14 protein-coding genes and 2 tRNA genes are annotated in these 15680 nt (G+C 57.7%); 8 read left to right on the top strand and 8 right to left on the bottom strand.

The window, feature by feature from the left end; all coding sequences use genetic code 11:
* The first annotated feature begins 230 nt into the window (after positions 1-230).
* Positions 231-689, top strand: coding sequence for a DUF302 domain-containing protein (locus tag ACZ5IL_RS06965; protein WP_464595967.1), 459 nt, complete (start codon positions 231-233; stop codon positions 687-689).
* Between the two features lie 125 nt (positions 690-814).
* A tRNA-OTHER gene (locus tag ACZ5IL_RS06970) sits at positions 815-884 on the top strand.
* A 471-nt stretch (positions 885-1355) separates the two neighbouring features.
* On the opposite strand, the gene ACZ5IL_RS06975 is transcribed toward ACZ5IL_RS06970, so the two are convergent.
* Positions 1356-1430: transfer RNA gene (locus ACZ5IL_RS06975), tRNA-OTHER, on the bottom strand.
* 207 nt (positions 1431-1637) lie between these two features.
* Between ACZ5IL_RS06975 and ACZ5IL_RS06980 the strand changes: the two genes are divergently transcribed.
* On the top strand, positions 1638-2174 hold the full coding sequence (locus ACZ5IL_RS06980) for a Dps family protein (protein ID WP_464595969.1): 537 nt from the start codon (positions 1638-1640) through the stop codon (positions 2172-2174).
* 45 nt (positions 2175-2219) lie between these two features.
* Here ACZ5IL_RS06980 and carA read toward each other — a convergent pair whose 3' ends face one another.
* A complete protein-coding gene (gene carA / locus ACZ5IL_RS06985; RefSeq protein WP_464595970.1) occupies positions 2220-3410 on the bottom strand; it encodes a glutamine-hydrolyzing carbamoyl-phosphate synthase small subunit in 1191 nt (396 codons plus the stop codon).
* 182 nt (positions 3411-3592) lie between these two features.
* Here carA and ACZ5IL_RS06990 point away from each other — a divergent pair, with 182 nt between their 5' ends.
* The gene (locus tag ACZ5IL_RS06990) at positions 3593-4045 is read left to right on the top strand and encodes a GatB/YqeY domain-containing protein (protein WP_464595972.1); all 453 of its coding nucleotides are present in this window, start codon (positions 3593-3595) and stop codon (positions 4043-4045) included.
* A 318-nt stretch (positions 4046-4363) separates the two neighbouring features.
* A complete protein-coding gene (locus ACZ5IL_RS06995) occupies positions 4364-4528 on the top strand; it encodes a DUF3309 family protein (protein WP_011315652.1) in 165 nt (54 codons plus the stop codon).
* Positions 4529-4743: 215 nt separating this feature from the next.
* Here the strand turns inward: ACZ5IL_RS06995 and ACZ5IL_RS07000 are convergent, their stop codons facing one another.
* Entirely contained in the window at positions 4744-5289 is a 546-nt protein-coding gene (locus tag ACZ5IL_RS07000) for a chlorite dismutase family protein (protein ID WP_464596859.1), read from the bottom strand.
* Between the two features lie 159 nt (positions 5290-5448).
* Between ACZ5IL_RS07000 and dnaG the strand changes: the two genes are divergently transcribed.
* Both dnaG and rpoD read left to right on the top strand, forming a co-directional pair.
* Complete coding sequence (gene dnaG, locus ACZ5IL_RS07005) at positions 5449-7353, top strand: DNA primase (protein ID WP_464595974.1); 1905 nt, start codon at positions 5449-5451, stop codon at positions 7351-7353.
* A 673-nt stretch (positions 7354-8026) separates the two neighbouring features.
* A complete protein-coding gene (gene rpoD, locus ACZ5IL_RS07010) occupies positions 8027-10180 on the top strand; it encodes an RNA polymerase sigma factor RpoD (RefSeq protein ID WP_464595976.1) in 2154 nt (717 codons plus the stop codon).
* Positions 10181-10233: 53 nt separating this feature from the next.
* Here the strand turns inward: rpoD and ACZ5IL_RS07015 are convergent, their stop codons facing one another.
* From ACZ5IL_RS07015 to ACZ5IL_RS07025, 3 genes are all read right to left on the bottom strand, one after another.
* Positions 10234-10845 (bottom strand): hypothetical protein, encoded by a 612-nt coding sequence (locus ACZ5IL_RS07015; RefSeq protein WP_464595977.1) that lies wholly within the window; start codon positions 10843-10845, stop codon positions 10234-10236.
* Between the two features lie 166 nt (positions 10846-11011).
* On the bottom strand, positions 11012-11635 hold the full coding sequence (locus ACZ5IL_RS07020; RefSeq protein WP_464595979.1) for a hypothetical protein: 624 nt from the start codon (positions 11633-11635) through the stop codon (positions 11012-11014).
* A gap of 37 nt (positions 11636-11672) precedes the next feature.
* Positions 11673-12638: a hypothetical protein gene (locus ACZ5IL_RS07025; RefSeq protein ID WP_464595980.1), complete on the bottom strand. Its 966-nt coding sequence runs from the start codon at positions 12636-12638 to the stop codon at positions 11673-11675.
* A gap of 4 nt (positions 12639-12642) precedes the next feature.
* On the opposite strand from ACZ5IL_RS07025, the gene ACZ5IL_RS07030 reads away from it, so the two are divergent.
* Positions 12643-13811, top strand: a protein-coding gene (locus tag ACZ5IL_RS07030) for an IS3 family transposase (RefSeq protein WP_464593814.1) whose coding sequence is annotated in 2 segments (ribosomal slippage) — positions 12643-12907 and positions 12907-13811 — 1170 coding nt in all. Because the reading frame shifts where the segments join, the coding sequence is not laid out codon by codon here.
* A 609-nt stretch (positions 13812-14420) separates the two neighbouring features.
* Here the strand turns inward: ACZ5IL_RS07030 and ACZ5IL_RS07035 are convergent.
* Together ACZ5IL_RS07035 and ACZ5IL_RS07040 are read right to left on the bottom strand one after the other, a co-directional pair.
* Entirely contained in the window at positions 14421-14921 is a 501-nt protein-coding gene (locus tag ACZ5IL_RS07035) for a hypothetical protein (protein WP_464595981.1), read from the bottom strand.
* A 159-nt stretch (positions 14922-15080) separates the two neighbouring features.
* Positions 15081-15560, bottom strand: a complete 480-nt coding sequence (locus tag ACZ5IL_RS07040) for a hypothetical protein (protein WP_464595982.1) — start codon at positions 15558-15560, stop codon at positions 15081-15083.
* Between the last annotated feature and the right edge of the window lie 120 nt (positions 15561-15680).

Consider the following 15680-nt stretch of genomic DNA (forward strand, 5'->3'; position numbering starts at 1 on the left):
CTTAAGCAAGAGCGCGATCTTCGCGCGCGAGCTGTTTTTAGACCAGATTTCCCGGGTGGGGAAGGATTATAAGGGCTTCATCAACCGGCAATTCCCGGTTTGGGGACGCAAAAATCCTTTGCGCCTATTCCCAGGTCGGGCAGGGTACGAAAATTCAGCTGCCGCCGACGAATATCCGCGGTGTTACGCCCCGTGCGAGCGACCGCGTAGCCGAGTTTCGGAGTCTTTTTATGGCAGGTTTTGCACAAGCTGCGACCGATCTGGTGACAATGCAAAGCTCGCACGATTTCGAGATTACGCTGGATCAGCTCGAAACGGCGGTGAAGGATAACGGTCTGAAGGTCTTTACGCGCCTCGATCACGCCGCCGCGGCCAAGGCTGTCGGTCTTGAGATGCCTCCGGCGACGGTTCTGGTGGTGGGCAGCCCACAAGGCGGAACGCCGCTGTTTCTTCAACATCCCATGTTGGCCATCGATTTACCGCTAAAAATGCCGGTCTGGCAGGACCAGGCCGGCAAGGTCTACGTCAGCTATAACAACGCGACTTACATTTCGGCTGTTTTCGCCCGCCACGGTTTCGATGCGAATAGCGACAAGCTCTATGCGGCCGCGAAGGGGCTTGAGAGCAAACTGGCCGCGGCAACCGCTGCCGCGATCGGTAGTCTCAAAAATGAGGCCCCGCTGGACTGAACCAGAACAACAAGCGTCGCTCCGGCGTCGAACTTCTGCCGCCTGCGGGTGGAGCGGTTTGCAATGTAACGTTAATTCTAGCTTCCGGCGCAAGAGTATCGGCGATATGCTATGTTCGTAGTTGCGCGGATTTAGCTTAGTGGCAAAGCAGCGGCTTCCAGGTCGCAGACCGATGTTCGATTCATCGAATCCGCTCCGTCACCATCAGGGTTCGTCCTCGCGTGTTATGACGCGCGAATTGCCTTTCGATCTCGCTTAGCGCGGGAGCGGACTCCGACATGAATGTGACGGCTGTCAGGGTAGTCCCGGCCCGGAAAGCTCAAACTCAGGCTTCGGAAATGTAAGCGGCAGCGGTTGCGCCGACGAAAATTCGACGAAGTCCTTCATCCTGTATTTTGCGGAATTACCCTTGAGATTCAGCTTTCCGATAGATGGGGAAAGCAAGGCGCTTCTATCGCTTCCGCCGTTGGTCGTGGCGTCAAGCGATGCAGGTCGCAGCGCGGCACGACATTTCACCGTCACCGGCATCATCGCGGTTTAGACAACCGGGAAGCCCGCGCTCGCGAACTCTTTCTTGGTGAGGATGGGTATGCACTTTCCGGAAGCTGCGCTGCAGCGTCACGTCGGAGACTTATGCACGTCTTATGTTATGCACGTAAAGAAGTTTGGAGGCCCAGCCTGGACTTGAACCAGGATAAAAAGCTTTGCACAGCTCCCGCGTTGAACTTCCGCCACCGGGCCGACCACAATATTCCGCAACAATCGTCGGGTGGCGAGTCTTACCGCCGCTTAACGTTAATACCGACCTAGCATCTGTCTATCCGCGGCCAGCCTCTGGAACACTCCACCGGCTCGCGAGTTAGCGCACTTGTCGCGGAATAGCGCGTTAGTCTGCAGCGACTGTCCGGCCTCGCCGAATTCTCGAATCTCGTAACAGGAGGGTGCATCGTGTCCCAAGCCAAAAGCTCCGCTTTGCGGAAAGTAAACCCTGTACTCGACACACCGACCGATCTCTCACAGGAGGGCGTCAACAAGATATCTGACGCCCTTAATACTATCCTCGCCGATACCTTTGCGCTCTATCTCAAGACCAAGAACTTCCATTGGCACGTCAGCGGCCGGCATTTCCGCGACTACCATCTGCTGCTCGACGAGCAGTCGGAGCAGATATTCGGCACGACCGACGAAATAGCAGAGCGGGTTCGCAAGATCGGCGGCACCACGCTGCGCTCGATCGGGCAAGTCGCCAAACTGCAGACGCTCGAAGATAACGACGAGAGTTATGTCCCGCCGCGGGAGATGTTGCGCGAGCTGATGAACGACAACAAGAAAGTCTCCGCGGCCATGCGCAAGGCCCATGATATTTGCGACAAGTACGAGGACGTTGCGACCGCAAGCCTGCTCGAAAACTTCATTGACGCAGCCGAACGAAGAACCTGGTTCCTGTTCGAGGCGAGCCGCCAGGAGGGCAGCAACGAAGCCTGATCGAGCAGGGTATTCGCTGCTGGGCTGCGCAATGTCGGCGTAAATCTACGCCGACTTGTTCTCGCGCATCAGACTGGCAAAGCGCTTGAATAAATAGTGCGAGTCCCGCGGTCCCGGCGAAGCCTCCGGGTGATACTGGACCGAGAATACCGGCTTGCCTTCGAGTTCGATGCCGCAGTTGGAGCCGTCGAAAAGCGAGACGTGAGTCTGCTTCGCGCCTTTGGGCAGCGTCGCCTCGTCGACGGTAAAACCGTGGTTCATGGAAGTGATCTCCACCCTGCCGGTTGTCTCCTCCCTGACCGGATGGTTGGCGCCGTGATGACCCTGATGCATCTTCTTGGTTTTCGCGCCCACCGCGAGGCCGAGCATCTGGTGACCGAGGCAGATACCGAAGGTCGGCGTGCCCGACTCGATCACTTTTCGAATCATTGGCACGGCATACTTGCCGGTCGCTGCCGGGTCGCCGGGGCCGTTCGACAGGAAGACCCCATCCGGCTTCATCGCCAGGATGTCTTCCGCCGAGGTGGTTGCCGGCACCACCGTAACCTTGCAGCCTTCACCGGCGAGCAGGCGCAGGATGTTTCTCTTGATGCCGTAGTCGACGGCGACGACGTTGAATTCTGGGCTATCCTGCCGGCCGAAGCCCTTACCCCACTCCCACGGCGTTTCGTCCCAGGTGTAGCGCTGGCTCGATGTCACCATCGGCACGAGGTCCATGCCCTCGAGGCCGGGCCACTCGCGCGCCTCCTTTTTCAATCCATGCAGATCGAACCGTCCGTTCTTCGCATGGGCGACCACCGCGTTTGGCATGCCGCGGGTGCGGATCAAAGCGGTCAGCGCGCGGGTGTCGATGCCCGAGATGCCGATGATGCCGCGCGCCCTTAGCCAGGCGTCGAGGTGTTTGGCGGCGCGGTAGTTCGACGGCGAGGTGATGGCGCTGCGCAGGATGACGCCGCGCGCGCCGGGCGTCGCCGCCATGTTCACGGTTTCGATGTCCTCGTCGTTGGTGCCGACGTTGCCGATATGCGGAAAAGTGAAGGTGATGAGTTGCCCGGCGTAGGAGGGATCGGTGAGAATTTCCTCGTAACCGGTCATCGCGGTGTTGAAGCAGACTTCTCCGACCGCCTGGCCTTCCGCGCCGAGGCCGAAGCCTTTGAGCACGGTCCCGTCGGCCAGCACGAGAAGCGCGGTCGGCTCAAGGTCCGGCCAAGCTGAAGCATTTTCCGATGGGGTCATGAGCGCATGACATAGCCCGGCTACTGCATCGCGTCAAACCCCGGTTCCAGGCACGCGAATGTCCAATTCAAAACTCCACTGGAAAGCTAATAGCTGCTAGTGGTCCTTTGATTCTAACATTTGCGAGAACCCGGCCGTAACGGGATGCAAATGTTAGCATTGGACCACTAGGGGAGACTTCGATGCTGCGCGATGACATCAACAATGCCGTCAAGGAGGCGATGAAGGCCAAGGACGAGCGCAAGCTCTCCACGCTGCGCATGGTCAACTCCACCATCAAGAACGCCGATATCGAGGCGCGCGGGCAGGGCAAGCCGCCACTGGCGGACGGCGATTTGCTCGGCGTGTTGCAGAAGATGATCAAGCAGCGCCAGGAGTCGGTCGAACTCTACGAAAAGGGCAACCGCGAGGAACTGGCAGCGCAGGAGCGCGCCGAGATCGCTGTCATCTCGGCCTACCTGCCGAAGCAGATGTCCGACGACGATGTAAAAGCAGCCGTCGCCGCGGTGATCGCGGAGACCGGCGCGAGCGGCATCAAGGACATGGGCAAGGTGATCGGCGCACTGAAGGCCAAATACGCCGGTCAGATGGATTTCGGCAAGGCCAGCGGTGTCGTGAAGGCCGCATTGACCTAAATAACGACATTCATTTCTTTTCGACCGGACGACTCAAAGCCGATCTTTCACTCCCAACCGATCTTTCGCTCCAAGGACGATTGCTCGCCTCGAAGCTTCGAGGCGCGCGCCCTTGCTGAATTGGTTCCACTTCAGCGGCAATATTAGTTCGGTTCCTGCTTGGGAACGACCTTCCGCTCGCCGCGTTGTCGCCTCACTAAAACGGAGGCGAACATGGGAATCGGACGCGGACTTCTTCTCTGGCTAATTGGGATTCCGATCCCGCTGATCATCCTCATCGCGTTTCTTATGCATAACTGAGCTTGAGCGAGGGACGACATGAGCATTGGCACAATCATTCTGATCATTCTTATTATTGCGCTGCTAGGTGGCTTCAGCGGTGTCGGCGGCGGTCCGTTTTACGGCACCGGCTATTACGGCGGCGGTGGCCTCGGCCTGGTGATCGTCATCCTGCTGATTCTGATTCTGATGGGACGCATCTAGTTAATGCGTCAACAGACTGAATCCGTCATGCGAAGGAAGCAATCCGTCCGGTGCGCCGAAATCGGATCGCTTCGTTGCGGACGCTGGTGGCAGCGTCGAAGAGGATGAGCCCAAGAAATCTACGCTTAGGACGATAGCGCTGTAATCGGCGCCGTTTCGACATCGCGGAGCAGCCCCGTCAAGCGCCTGGCCCATTGTCCGCGCCTCAAGTGCTGTCATATTGCGCGCGCTAATCGAATATCCACCTCGCGCTCCACATAAGTCCATTCGTCGGTCGCGCGCAGGACCCCGACGAGGTCTTCGAACATCGTTGCATGCTCAGGCGCGTATTCGAACCAGGTCAGGAAATCGAACGGCTCGCCCAAATCGCGGCAGTGATAGAGCTGTCGCGCGATGGCGGGCAGGTATTTGAGGCTGGCGGCGATATGGTGCGACTTATCCTCGAAGATTTTCCGCCGTTCTTCCTGCGTCAGATCCCACCACGCGGCCGACTTTCTGATGGGAATGAGTGCCGCTTGGGTTGCCTCGGCGCGTCCCAGTCCAGCCTGTACCGAGGTCAGCGCAATTTTCTCGGCGCGTTCGACGTAGCGCACGTGGCTGGTGAAGCCGCGGAACTGCCACGGCGCCGCGGAGGTGCCGCCCAGCAAGGCGCTCGGCGCGATCTCCAGATGAGACGCTGGTCCGAGGCTTTCGCCGGTGACGGGAGCAATGGACAGGATATTCCAGGCGCCGGTGTTGCCGGCGGTGAAGACTGTGAACATGATTTCACTTCTGGTCTTGGTGGACATTCTGGGGAAAGAGGGGATATCTCGAGAACGAATAGTGTACAATACTGGCAAAGATTGCGCTGATTCGCGAGGCTCGCCGGCCGTCCGACGGCTTCGCATCTGAAATGTAAAATGCTTTGAGTGAGACGGCGTATGCGTTTCCCGCCCAGCTTTATTGATGAGGTCAAGGCGCGCCTTCCGGTTTCGGAAGTCGTGGGCCGGCGCGTAAAGCTGAAGCGAGCGGGCCGCGAATTCAAGGGGCTGTCGCCGTTCCAGCAGGAAAAGACGCCGTCGTTCACGGTGAACGACCAGAAGCAGTTCTACCACGACTTCTCCACCGGCAAGCACGGCAACATCTTCGACTTCGTGATGGAGACCGAAGGCGTTTCCTTTCCTGAGGCGGTCGAGCGGCTGGCGTCAATGGCGGGGCTTCCGCTTCCGCGCAACTCAAGGGAAGACGAGCAGCGGGAGCAGCGGCAGAAATCCCTGTTCGAGGTGATGGAGCTTGCGACCAAGTTTTTTGAGCAAAATCTCGCGTCGCGTGTCGGCGCGCAGGCGCGCGGCTACCTGTCGGACCGTGCCATCATCTCCTCAAGCATTATCGAGTTCCGGATCGGTTACGCGACCGCCGATCGCTTCGCATTGAAGGAATATCTGGGATCGCAAGGCGTCCCGGTCGCGGACATGATCGAAGCCGGTTTGTTGGTCGCCGGAGACGATATCCCCGTTCCTTACGATCGCTTTCGTGACCGGATCATCATTCCGATTCACGACCAGCGGGGTCGCGTCGTGGGATTCGGCGGCCGCGCTCTCAAGAAGGACGTACAGCCCAAATATCTGAACTCGCCGGAAACATCGATCTTTCACAAAGGCTCGATCGTTTTTAACTTTCATCGCGCGCGCCAGCCGGCTCACGAGGCCAATTCGGTTGTTGCCGTGGAAGGCTATATGGATGCCATTGCGGTCTATCAGGCGGGGATCAAGGCCGTGGTCGCCACCATGGGGACCGCGTTTACGGAAGAGCAGATCGCTACGCTGTGGAGACTGTCTCCCGAGCCTATCGTTTGCTTCGATTCCGATCGCGCGGGTGTCGCCGCGGCTAATCGATCCGTCGACCGCATCCTGCCCTTGCTTCGTGTCGGCAAGACCTTCCGCTTCGTGTTCATGGACGAGCAGAAAGACCCCGACGACCTGATCCGGGAAAAGGGCGTCGAGGCATTCAGAAGCGTTTTGTCAGGCTCCTTGCCGCTGTGGGACGTGCTCTGGCAGCGCGAGACGGACGGTCAGGACGTTCGAACGCCCGACAAACAGGCTGCGCTGGAACAGAAGCTCTATACGCTGGTCCGGACGATCCAGGACCCGGCCGTCAACACGGCGTTCTTCAGAACGTCACGGATGCAGCTCGCCAACCTGTTCTGGCAAGTCAATCGGGGGCCGACCCGCAATCACAAGGAAGCAAGCTCCAAATTCGTTCGGAGCGAACTCAAGTTTCGTGGCGAGGATCAGCGTTCGGGGCTGCAAAAGGTCATTTTGGGGATGCTCGTCGAGTATCCCAACCTGCTCGAGGATAAGCGGGATGCCGTTTTGAACCTGTATTTCCCCGAGAAGTTCGATCGTTTTTTGACGCGCCTATTTCAGTTGCTTTTTACCGAGGCAAAGCTGTCGGTCTCGGTGATTTGGGACAAGCTTGGTGGCGAATTTTATGACACGTTGCAATTCGTCCATGGAGGAGCGGGCAATGGGAAGCGGCTAGGGCACCGGTTGTTCGAGCGTTTTCCGATCCTGAAGAATGATCCGCCATCTAATTTCATTTCGGCATGTCTAGATCACTTCATCAAAATCCTTCACTGGCATCAGCTGGAGGACGACATTCAGCGGGCTAGGCTCGATGCCGGAGAAGGAGACGAATCGGCCGTCGCGCGCCTGCTGAATCTGGTTCGGGAAGGTCACGTCGAACAGGAAAGCATTAGCGCCGAGGGAGTGGCGTTGTCGGAGTGGGCGGAAGACATCATCCGCATTTGGGCGCCCCAGGGCGGGACGATGCATCTTGCCGCATGAGCTATCCGGCGCCAATCGGCGAATCCTGCACGAAAAGAGACGCCGAAAAGGACAGGGATAATGAGGGAATAAAGCAGGTTGCCGCGGGTTTGCGGCCCGTCGGGAACAAAACGCGGTCACCTCCGCCCATTTTGGTCGCAGATACCAAGCGGACCGGCTTGTATCATCAGCAGCGCTTCTTACTTAGGGAATACTCTATAATAGCGTTTTCGAGCGAAGTGGAATTCGGTTCGCGTGAAGAAAGCGTGTCAAATCAAAAAGTTAGGGTCTCTTCACCGATTTACGTGAAGCGGTGAAAGACCCTATGGCGCTGGAACGCCGCTGAACCTGCGGGAGGGGAATGCGCTTGTGCGCGGATGGGATCCGTCGCCGGGCTTGAATCGTCTGAAACAAATGATGTTGGGACGATGGCACTCGGAACCATGATAAAGACTCGCCAAATCCGAGGTTTGGCGGCAAACAGGGTTAATTAAAAGTCAAGGGCTGGCAGGCTAAGTCATCCGACACGTAGTCCAACGCGGGTACGATCATTCGAGAGAGGGTTGACGGGGTGGCGAGAGGTTGCGCCGCCCTTTGTGCGTCATGAGCGGCGCAGATCAGGAGCGCCGGGCGCGGCGCGGATTTCACGGGGAAACGGGCGCGTTTCCGCATGAGTGCGTTTCAGGAGCTGTGAATGGCGAGCAAGGCAAAGACGCTGCAGGTCAGGGAAAAGGAAAAGGACGACAAGGCCGCCGACGCTCCCGAAAAGGATGTCGCGGATGCGCCGTCGCCGTTGCTCGACCTCAGTGACGCCGCCGTCAAGAAGATGATCAAGCAGGCGAAAAAGCGCGGCTTCGTCACCTTCGATCAGCTCAATGAAGTGCTGCCGTCCGACACCACCTCGCCGGAGCAGATCGAGGATATCATGTCGATGCTTTCCGACATGGGCATCAACGTGTCAGAATCCGAGGATGCCGACAGCGAGGAGGAAAACAAGGAAGAGGCTGACGAGGAGACCGACAACGAGTTGGTCGAGGTCACTCAGAAGGCCGTCACCGAGGTCAAGAAGTCGGAACCCGGCGAACGCACCGACGATCCCGTGCGGATGTATCTGCGGGAGATGGGCACCGTCGAACTGTTGTCACGCGAGGGCGAGATCGCCATCGCCAAGCGCATCGAGGCCGGCCGCGAGGCGATGATCGCCGGGCTGTGCGAAAGCCCGCTGACCTTTCAGGCTATCATCATCTGGCGTGACGAACTCAACGAAGGAAAGATTTTCCTGCGCGACATCATTGACCTCGAGGCGACCTATGCCGGACCCGAGGCCAAGAGCGGCATGAACCCGGCGTTGCTTGGGCCTCCGACCGGTCCCGACGGTCAGCCGTTGTCGGCTGACGCCTCCGATGCCGCCTCGGGTGAGGACGGCGTTGGATCCACGGTGACCGCGCCCCCTTCGGCACCGCCGTCACCGACCCCATTCCGTGCCGCCCGCGCGCCCGCCGGGGGCTCTGACCTGGACGAGAAGGATCCGGGTGCGGCCGCGGCGGAAGGCGATATGGAGGAGGACGACTTCGACAATCAGATGTCGCTTGCAGCCATTGAAGCCGAGTTGAAGCCGAAGGTGGTCGAAACATTCGACAAGATCGCCGACAACTACAAGAAACTGCGCCGCCTGCAGGAAGCCGACATCTCCAACCAGCTTCAGAACGAGTCGCTCTCGCCGAACCAGGAGCGCCGCTACAAGAAGCTGAAGGATGAAATCATCGTCGAGGTGAAGTCGCTGCGCCTGAACCAGGCGCGTATCGATTCTCTGGTCGAGCAGCTTTACGACATCAACAAAAGACTGGTCTCGTTCGAAGGGCGCCTGTTGCGGCTCGGAGACAGCCATGGCGTGGCGCGCGAGGATTTCTTACGGAACTACCAGGGCTCCGAGCTCGATCCCCGCTGGCTGAACCGGGTGTCGAAACTCTCCGCGAAAGGCTGGAAGAATTTCGTCCACCACGAAAAGGACCGCATCAAGGAATTGCGCGGCGAAATCCAGCAACTCGCGGCGCTGACCGGGCTTGAGATCGGCGAGTTTCGCAAGATCGTGCAGGGCGTGCAGAAGGGCGAGCGCGAGGCGCGTCAGGCCAAGAAGGAAATGGTGGAGGCGAACCTGCGCCTCGTCATCTCCATCGCCAAGAAATACACCAACCGCGGCTTGCAGTTCCTTGATCTCATCCAGGAAGGCAACATCGGCCTGATGAAGGCGGTGGACAAGTTCGAGTATCGCCGCGGTTATAAATTCTCGACCTATGCGACCTGGTGGATTCGGCAGGCGATCACACGATCGATCGCTGACCAGGCGCGCACCATCCGCATCCCCGTGCACATGATCGAGACCATCAACAAGATCGTGCGGACCTCGCGTCAGATGCTGAACGAGATCGGCCGCGAGCCGACTCCGGAGGAGCTGGCCGAAAAGCTCGGCATGCCGCTGGAGAAGGTACGAAAAGTTCTCAAGATCGCGAAAGAGCCGCTGTCACTGGAAACACCGGTCGGTGATGAGGAAGACTCACACCTCGGCGATTTCATCGAGGACAAGAACGCGGTGCTTCCCATTGATGCTGCGATCCAGAGCAATCTTCGCGAAACGACGACGCGCGTTCTGGCGTCGTTGACGCCGCGCGAAGAGCGGGTGCTGCGTATGCGCTTCGGTATCGGCATGAACACCGACCACACGCTGGAAGAAGTCGGCCAGCAGTTCTCGGTGACGCGCGAACGCATCCGCCAGATCGAGGCGAAGGCGCTGCGCAAGCTCAAGCACCCGTCGCGCTCGCGCAAGCTGCGGAGCTTCCTCGACAACTAACTTTCGCTTGTCCCGGGCGCGTGCAACACGAAGTGTTGCGCTCGCGCGACGCCTTAGTCCGGCTCGCCCGGTGGATGGTGCGGGTCGTAGTCGTGCGGCCGGTTGGTGCCGATCTTCTTCCAGAACGGCCAGATGAACGTGGCCCCGGCGGTCAGCGGGCCGAGCGCGCGCCATTCGTGAAAGTCCACCACCAGCACCGCGGGTGTCACCACGAACAGCAGCAGCGCGAGGACGCCGAGCGCCAGCATCGCGTTGCGATATCTCTGCGAGACGCCGGCGGTGAAACGGATGCTGCCTTCCGGCGCGTCCTCCAGGCGCTCGTGCAGCGCGCGAATGAAATCGTGATAGACCGGCGTGCGGAAGCGGTCGGCCTTGCCGTTAAGGCCCGCGTCGGTGACGACGAGAAAACGGCCGCCGCGAAAATCGATGCGGCATTTGTCGACGGCATCCTTGCTGTCGGTGTCGGGGATATTCACGGCGACGATGTTGGTCCAGAGCTGACGGCCTGCCTCGCCGTCTTTGTCGCGCCAGGCGATGGCGGAGTCGCGCCCCGCGTCGATCAGCGACACGCCATGGCCCGCGCTGCGCCAGAACAAGCGCTCGCCGTTCACCAGATAATATAGGTCATAGGCCATCGAGGCCATGACGGGTGCTGGCTCGATCATGTGCGGAGCATAGCGGATTCTCCCGCGACGTCGAGGCTGGTTTTCACGCTGCAATGCAACGCGCGACAGGCGCGAGCGCAGCAGCGTCGGGTTCCCGAATCGAAACCCAAGCCTGCTTCAATAGCGTTTTCGAGCGAACCGGATTCCACTTTGCTCGAAAACGCTATCAGTCCATCAATTCGCCCGGCGGCTGGCGCGGGTCGTAGCTGCGCGGGCGATTGGCCTCGATCACTTTCCAGAACGGCCAGATGAAGGCCGCGCCGGCCGCGAGCGTGAGTAGCACGCGCCAATCCCGCACGATGAACACCAGCACCAGCGGCGTGCCGACGAAGAACAGCGCGGCAATGACGCCCGTCACCACCATGACGGTGTGGCGTCCTGCGGATGCGCCGACATTGAATGCGATGGTGCCCGCGGGCGCCTGCGCCAGCCGCAGGTGCAATGCCTGTACGAAGTCGCGGTACACCGGCGTGCGGTCGTGATCGACCTCGCCGGAGGGGCTGCCGTCGGTGACGATGAGAAAGCGGCCATCGCGGAAATTGATGCGGCAATTGTTGACGATGTCCTTGCCGCTGGTCATGGAGGTCATGTTCACCGAGACGATGTCGGTCCAGAGCTGCCGGCCCGCTTCGCCTTTTTCAGGTTGCCAGAGAATAGCGGAGTCGCGCCGATCGTCGATCAGCGTCACGCCATGGTTCGGATTGCGCCAGAAGAAGTGTTTGCCATTCTGCAGGTAGTAGAGGTCGTAGGCGGTTGAGGCGGGGGTAGGGGAGGGTTCGAGCATGGTCATGCGGGAGAAGAAAACTCACCTTTGCTATGGTTATACACTATCGCGTCGAGTTTATTGTCAGAGGACGAATGACATTCCAGATCGCCTTCAGATCTGATTTGCTTGGATGAAAACTCGGATTGTGAACATATTGATGCATCGAATGGGCGGAAACCAACGGCTTATCACTTTCGAACTTGCGAATGATACTGCGAGCCTTGGGATCGATCAAATCTCTGTTCAGCATGGAATCTGCTACTGATGCGACCTGCTTGGCAAAGGTATCGTTACGTTGAAACACAGTTCCTTGCTCTCGCGAGTAATGCGTTATTGCTACATCAAGTAGTACTCGCATGAGAACCGCGATCGCGTTGTCGTGCATTTCGAATTCAAGATGAAATTGAAGTTCGCGCCAAATCTGCTCTGCGCGCTCACAGTCAGCATTTCCCATAAATGGATTTTGGTCCGCCCGCGAAATTAGATTCTTTTCTTTGGGAGCGCGTCCGCGCCTGCCCTGGAGTGGACGTGTCGGCTTTATCTGAGCTGAATCATCTTCCGATTTTCGACGCGACGGACTCTTGTCAATGGCAAACCCTGCGTTCTTCAATTTATCTAAATATCGGCCTTTGGCAGTATTATTCCAGATGTCGCCGAGAACAAGTTCTTTACGGGACAGATCGGTAGCAATCCTTTGAAGGGTGCGTACGTTTTCAGATTTGTCGCCCAAGTATGTAAGAGAGCCCGCTGAAAAAGAAACTCCAATACGCTTACGTATGGGTTCTGAACTCAAAAGTCGTTCTAGATTGGACCAAGGTAGATCAGCATCAGAGGGGATTAGACTCTCTTTCTTTAGAATTCTTTCGATTGTTTGGCCGAGTCCAACGCTGTCCTTCCCGGTGCGTTGTAGAAAGTTAGACTTTCCTTCTGGATCCCATTGGCTTTGTCCGACTCCGTCTTGGCTACTGGTCTGCCCCCTGAAAAGTGGTCCTCCCTGAATTAGGCTATTAGCCGTTAGAGAGGACATTGGAATGCCCCAGAAGAAGCACAAGGCGGAAGAGATCGTCGCGAAGCTGCGCCAGGTCGATGTTTTGCTTTCACAAGGCAGATCGGTTGGCGAAGCGGTTCGTTCGATCGGCGTGACGCAGTTCACGTATTACCGGTGGCGCAAGGAGTTTGGTGGCCTGAAGGGCGATCAGGTAAAGCGCTTGAAAGAGCTTGAGAAAGAGAACGACCGGCTGCGCAAGGCAGTGTCGGACCTGACGCTCGAGAAGCTGATCCTGAAAGAGGCTGCCTCGGGAAACTTCTGAGCCCTTCCCGCCGTCGCCGCTGCGTCGACCATGTCATGGTGAAGTTCTCCGTCTCGGAGCGCTTTGCCTGCAAGGTTCTGGGCCAGCATCGCTCGACCCAGCGCAAGAAGCCGCAAAGCCGACCGGATGAAGAGGCATTGACGACCGACATCATCAGTCTGGCCTTACGCTACGGCCGCTATGGCTATCGCAGGATCACGGCGATGCTGCGGTCCGAGGGTTGGACGGTGAATGCCAAGCGTGTCGAGCGTATCTGGCGGCGGGAGGGGCTGAAGGTTCCTCAGAAACAACCGAAGAGAGGCAGACTCTGGCTGAATGACGGATCGTGCGTCCGGCTTCGGCCCGAGCATCCAAACCATGTTTGGTCCTATGACTTCGTCGAGGGCCGGACCCACAATGGCAGGAAGTTCCGCATGCTCAACATCATCGACGAGTTCACCAGAGAATGTCTGGCGATCCGGATTGATCGCAAGCTCAACTCGACCGACGTCATCGACGTCTTGTCGGACCTGTTCATCCTACGCGGCGTGCCCGGCCACGTTCGTTCTGATAACGGGCCGGAGTTCATCGCCAAGGCAGTGCGAGAGTGGATTGCAGCTGTCGGCGCCAAGACCGCGTTCATCGAGCCCGGAAGCCCTTGGGAGAACGGCTACTGCGAGAGCTTCAACTCGAAGCTTCGCGACGAACTGCTCAACGGTGAGATCTTCTACAGCCTCGCCGAGGCCAAGGTCATCATCGAGGCATGGCGGCGCTACTACAACACCGAGCGACCACACTCATCGCTCGGATATAAACCGCCGGCGCCAGAGGCCATCGCCTGGCCTTCAAAGCCAGCCGGATCGCTTCCGCCAGCAGCGCAAGCAATGGCCGAAAAGCCGATTATGCATTAAGACTGAAACCGGACCACCTCATAGGGGCAGGCCACGCTTCGCTGGGTGCAAGTTCTGGATTGAGGAGCAGCTTTATGCAGCAGGTCCTACGATTGCCGTCAAAGACCACGAAGCTGTCTTGTTCATGACGCACTAATGGAAGTGCAAATAGCCTCTTTGATTGCGCCAAATCGGCTGCAAGGGCTCGCATGTGATTTGTTCGATTTTCGAGGAGCCAATGGATAGCTGCCGTCTCGTCCCGTAAAGGGCCATGCCGGTCATTGTGTGGGTTCAGTCTCAACTTGCCGGCTGGCAACTGGAGCAATTCCATCGTTATTCCAAAAGCTGCATGCAGGGGAGCGAGCAACTTTGCTTGGGCAATTTATTGCGTCAAGAACGTTTCCTTGACAAAACTGATATGGGATTATATTCCCAATTATATACTTTACACCACAAGGTACAAAATGTACGGTGATGACGCGGAAGGCGTAGCGCCTGAAGCTGGCGCGCCCGAAATTGAGGTTACCCCAGAGATGGTTGCGGCTGGGGTTAGCGTTCTGGCTGGCTATGACGGTTTGATGGACGGTGACTGGGTAGGAAAAATCTACGCTGCCATGGAGCGCGCACGATCTACAGGACGCGTGGATGATCGGGATACTTCGCAATAGCACTCAGGTGTCCGGCCATCATGTCGGCTGTCGAAATGAAGACAAATCTTGCGATGCCGTTCTTGAATGGCTTTGTTGAGTAATCGCCTGGCCCAAATAGTCGCGTTTGGAAGCCTAGAGCTTCAGCCTTGATCCTGATTTCCTTATGGTCAAACGTTGCTGGTTCGGCCCAATGAGCGAAATCATTCCTAACTTTTGCTAGGATCTCTAAATCATCGCGGAATTCCTTACTATATAGGGACAATAGATAGCCAAGCTGAAGTTTGGCGCCCATTGGCCCAAGTGGGCCGGTTGGCTTGAATAGACGCTGGAAGGCGTCCTTGTCTGACTTGAGGCAGGTTCGGATGGCGCTCGTTAGCTTGTCTTCCACGTATGCTACTGCAACAATAGCTGCCGCCCGATCAGACGCGCCCACAAGCATTTCACGGGCTAGGATTTCGTCTTTTTCGCCTCGGATCTCCATGCGAGCCCTAATTGTGAATAAGAAAACGGAAGATCAATTTAGTGAGAAGGAAACTCAGAAGCGTTTCGAAGTCGCGCTAAAGGGCGCGCTTAAAACGCCGCACAAGCCACTGAAGAAAAAGATTACAAATAAAAAGCTCGCAGCAAAGGCGAATAAGCCTCACCCCTCTCGGTAAGGTGTAGGGCGAAGTCCTTTATGCGAGGGATCGGCGGAGCCGTGAACATAAGCAAACCAACCACAACCATTACATACAAGCATGTTGCAGCGCCCCGGATTCCAAGTTTCTCTTTTGAGTCGCGACTTGAAACCGAACTCATAGCAGGCGTCACACAGGTTATGCTTGGGCTCTCCGTTCTCCATGCCCTCTTTTAAGGTGCGGGCAAAAATATTAGGTTCGATTTCGGTAAGTTGGTAGCGTTGTTTTTCTGCGTCCCATGATTCAAGGCGAGTAACTTCTTTTTCAAGCTTGCCTACACGCTCCAGCAACGCAAATTGCGCCGCTTGTGCCGCGAGAATTTCCTTTTGGAGGTCTATAATAGCCCTGTCTCTAGCGACGGTTTCGTGGATACTCTCTAGAGCCTTCGCCATATCAAACGCGGTTTTGACAGCGCCAAGCCCCGCAATCGTTTCTGCGAACATAAGTTTCCGCCTCCCGTTGAGCGCGTACCTTAGCGAGTCCGCCAGTATTTGACGAATCGAGGCTTTGGCTTCGGGAGTTTGGAGCGCCAACGCAGGAAGCGTCCTGCGGCTTTGCTGTAG

The sequence above is a fragment of the Nitrobacter sp. CN101 genome (assembly GCF_055390255.1).

Bases quoted from the DNA above. Each gene is read 5' to 3' on its own strand.
- ACZ5IL_RS06965 (WP_464595967.1), top strand. From the start codon at position 231: ATGGCAGGTTTTGCACAAGCTGCGACCGATCTGGTGACAATGCAAAGC.
- carA (WP_464595970.1), bottom strand. From the start codon at position 3,410: ATGACCCCATCGGAAAATGCTTCAGCTTGGCCGGACCTTGAGCCGACC.
- ACZ5IL_RS06990 (WP_464595972.1), top strand. From the start codon at position 3,593: ATGCTGCGCGATGACATCAACAATGCCGTCAAGGAGGCGATGAAGGCC.
- ACZ5IL_RS06995 (WP_011315652.1), top strand. From the start codon at position 4,364: ATGAGCATTGGCACAATCATTCTGATCATTCTTATTATTGCGCTGCTA.
- ACZ5IL_RS07000 (WP_464596859.1), bottom strand. From the start codon at position 5,289: ATGTTCACAGTCTTCACCGCCGGCAACACCGGCGCCTGGAATATCCTG.
- dnaG (WP_464595974.1), top strand. From the start codon at position 5,449: ATGCGTTTCCCGCCCAGCTTTATTGATGAGGTCAAGGCGCGCCTTCCG.
- rpoD (WP_464595976.1), top strand. From the start codon at position 8,027: ATGGCGAGCAAGGCAAAGACGCTGCAGGTCAGGGAAAAGGAAAAGGAC.
- ACZ5IL_RS07015 (WP_464595977.1), bottom strand. From the start codon at position 10,845: ATGATCGAGCCAGCACCCGTCATGGCCTCGATGGCCTATGACCTATAT.
- ACZ5IL_RS07020 (WP_464595979.1), bottom strand. From the start codon at position 11,635: ATGACCATGCTCGAACCCTCCCCTACCCCCGCCTCAACCGCCTACGAC.
- ACZ5IL_RS07025 (WP_464595980.1), bottom strand. From the start codon at position 12,638: ATGTCCTCTCTAACGGCTAATAGCCTAATTCAGGGAGGACCACTTTTC.
- ACZ5IL_RS07035 (WP_464595981.1), bottom strand. From the start codon at position 14,921: ATGGAGATCCGAGGCGAAAAAGACGAAATCCTAGCCCGTGAAATGCTT.
- ACZ5IL_RS07040 (WP_464595982.1), bottom strand. From the start codon at position 15,560: ATGTTCGCAGAAACGATTGCGGGGCTTGGCGCTGTCAAAACCGCGTTT.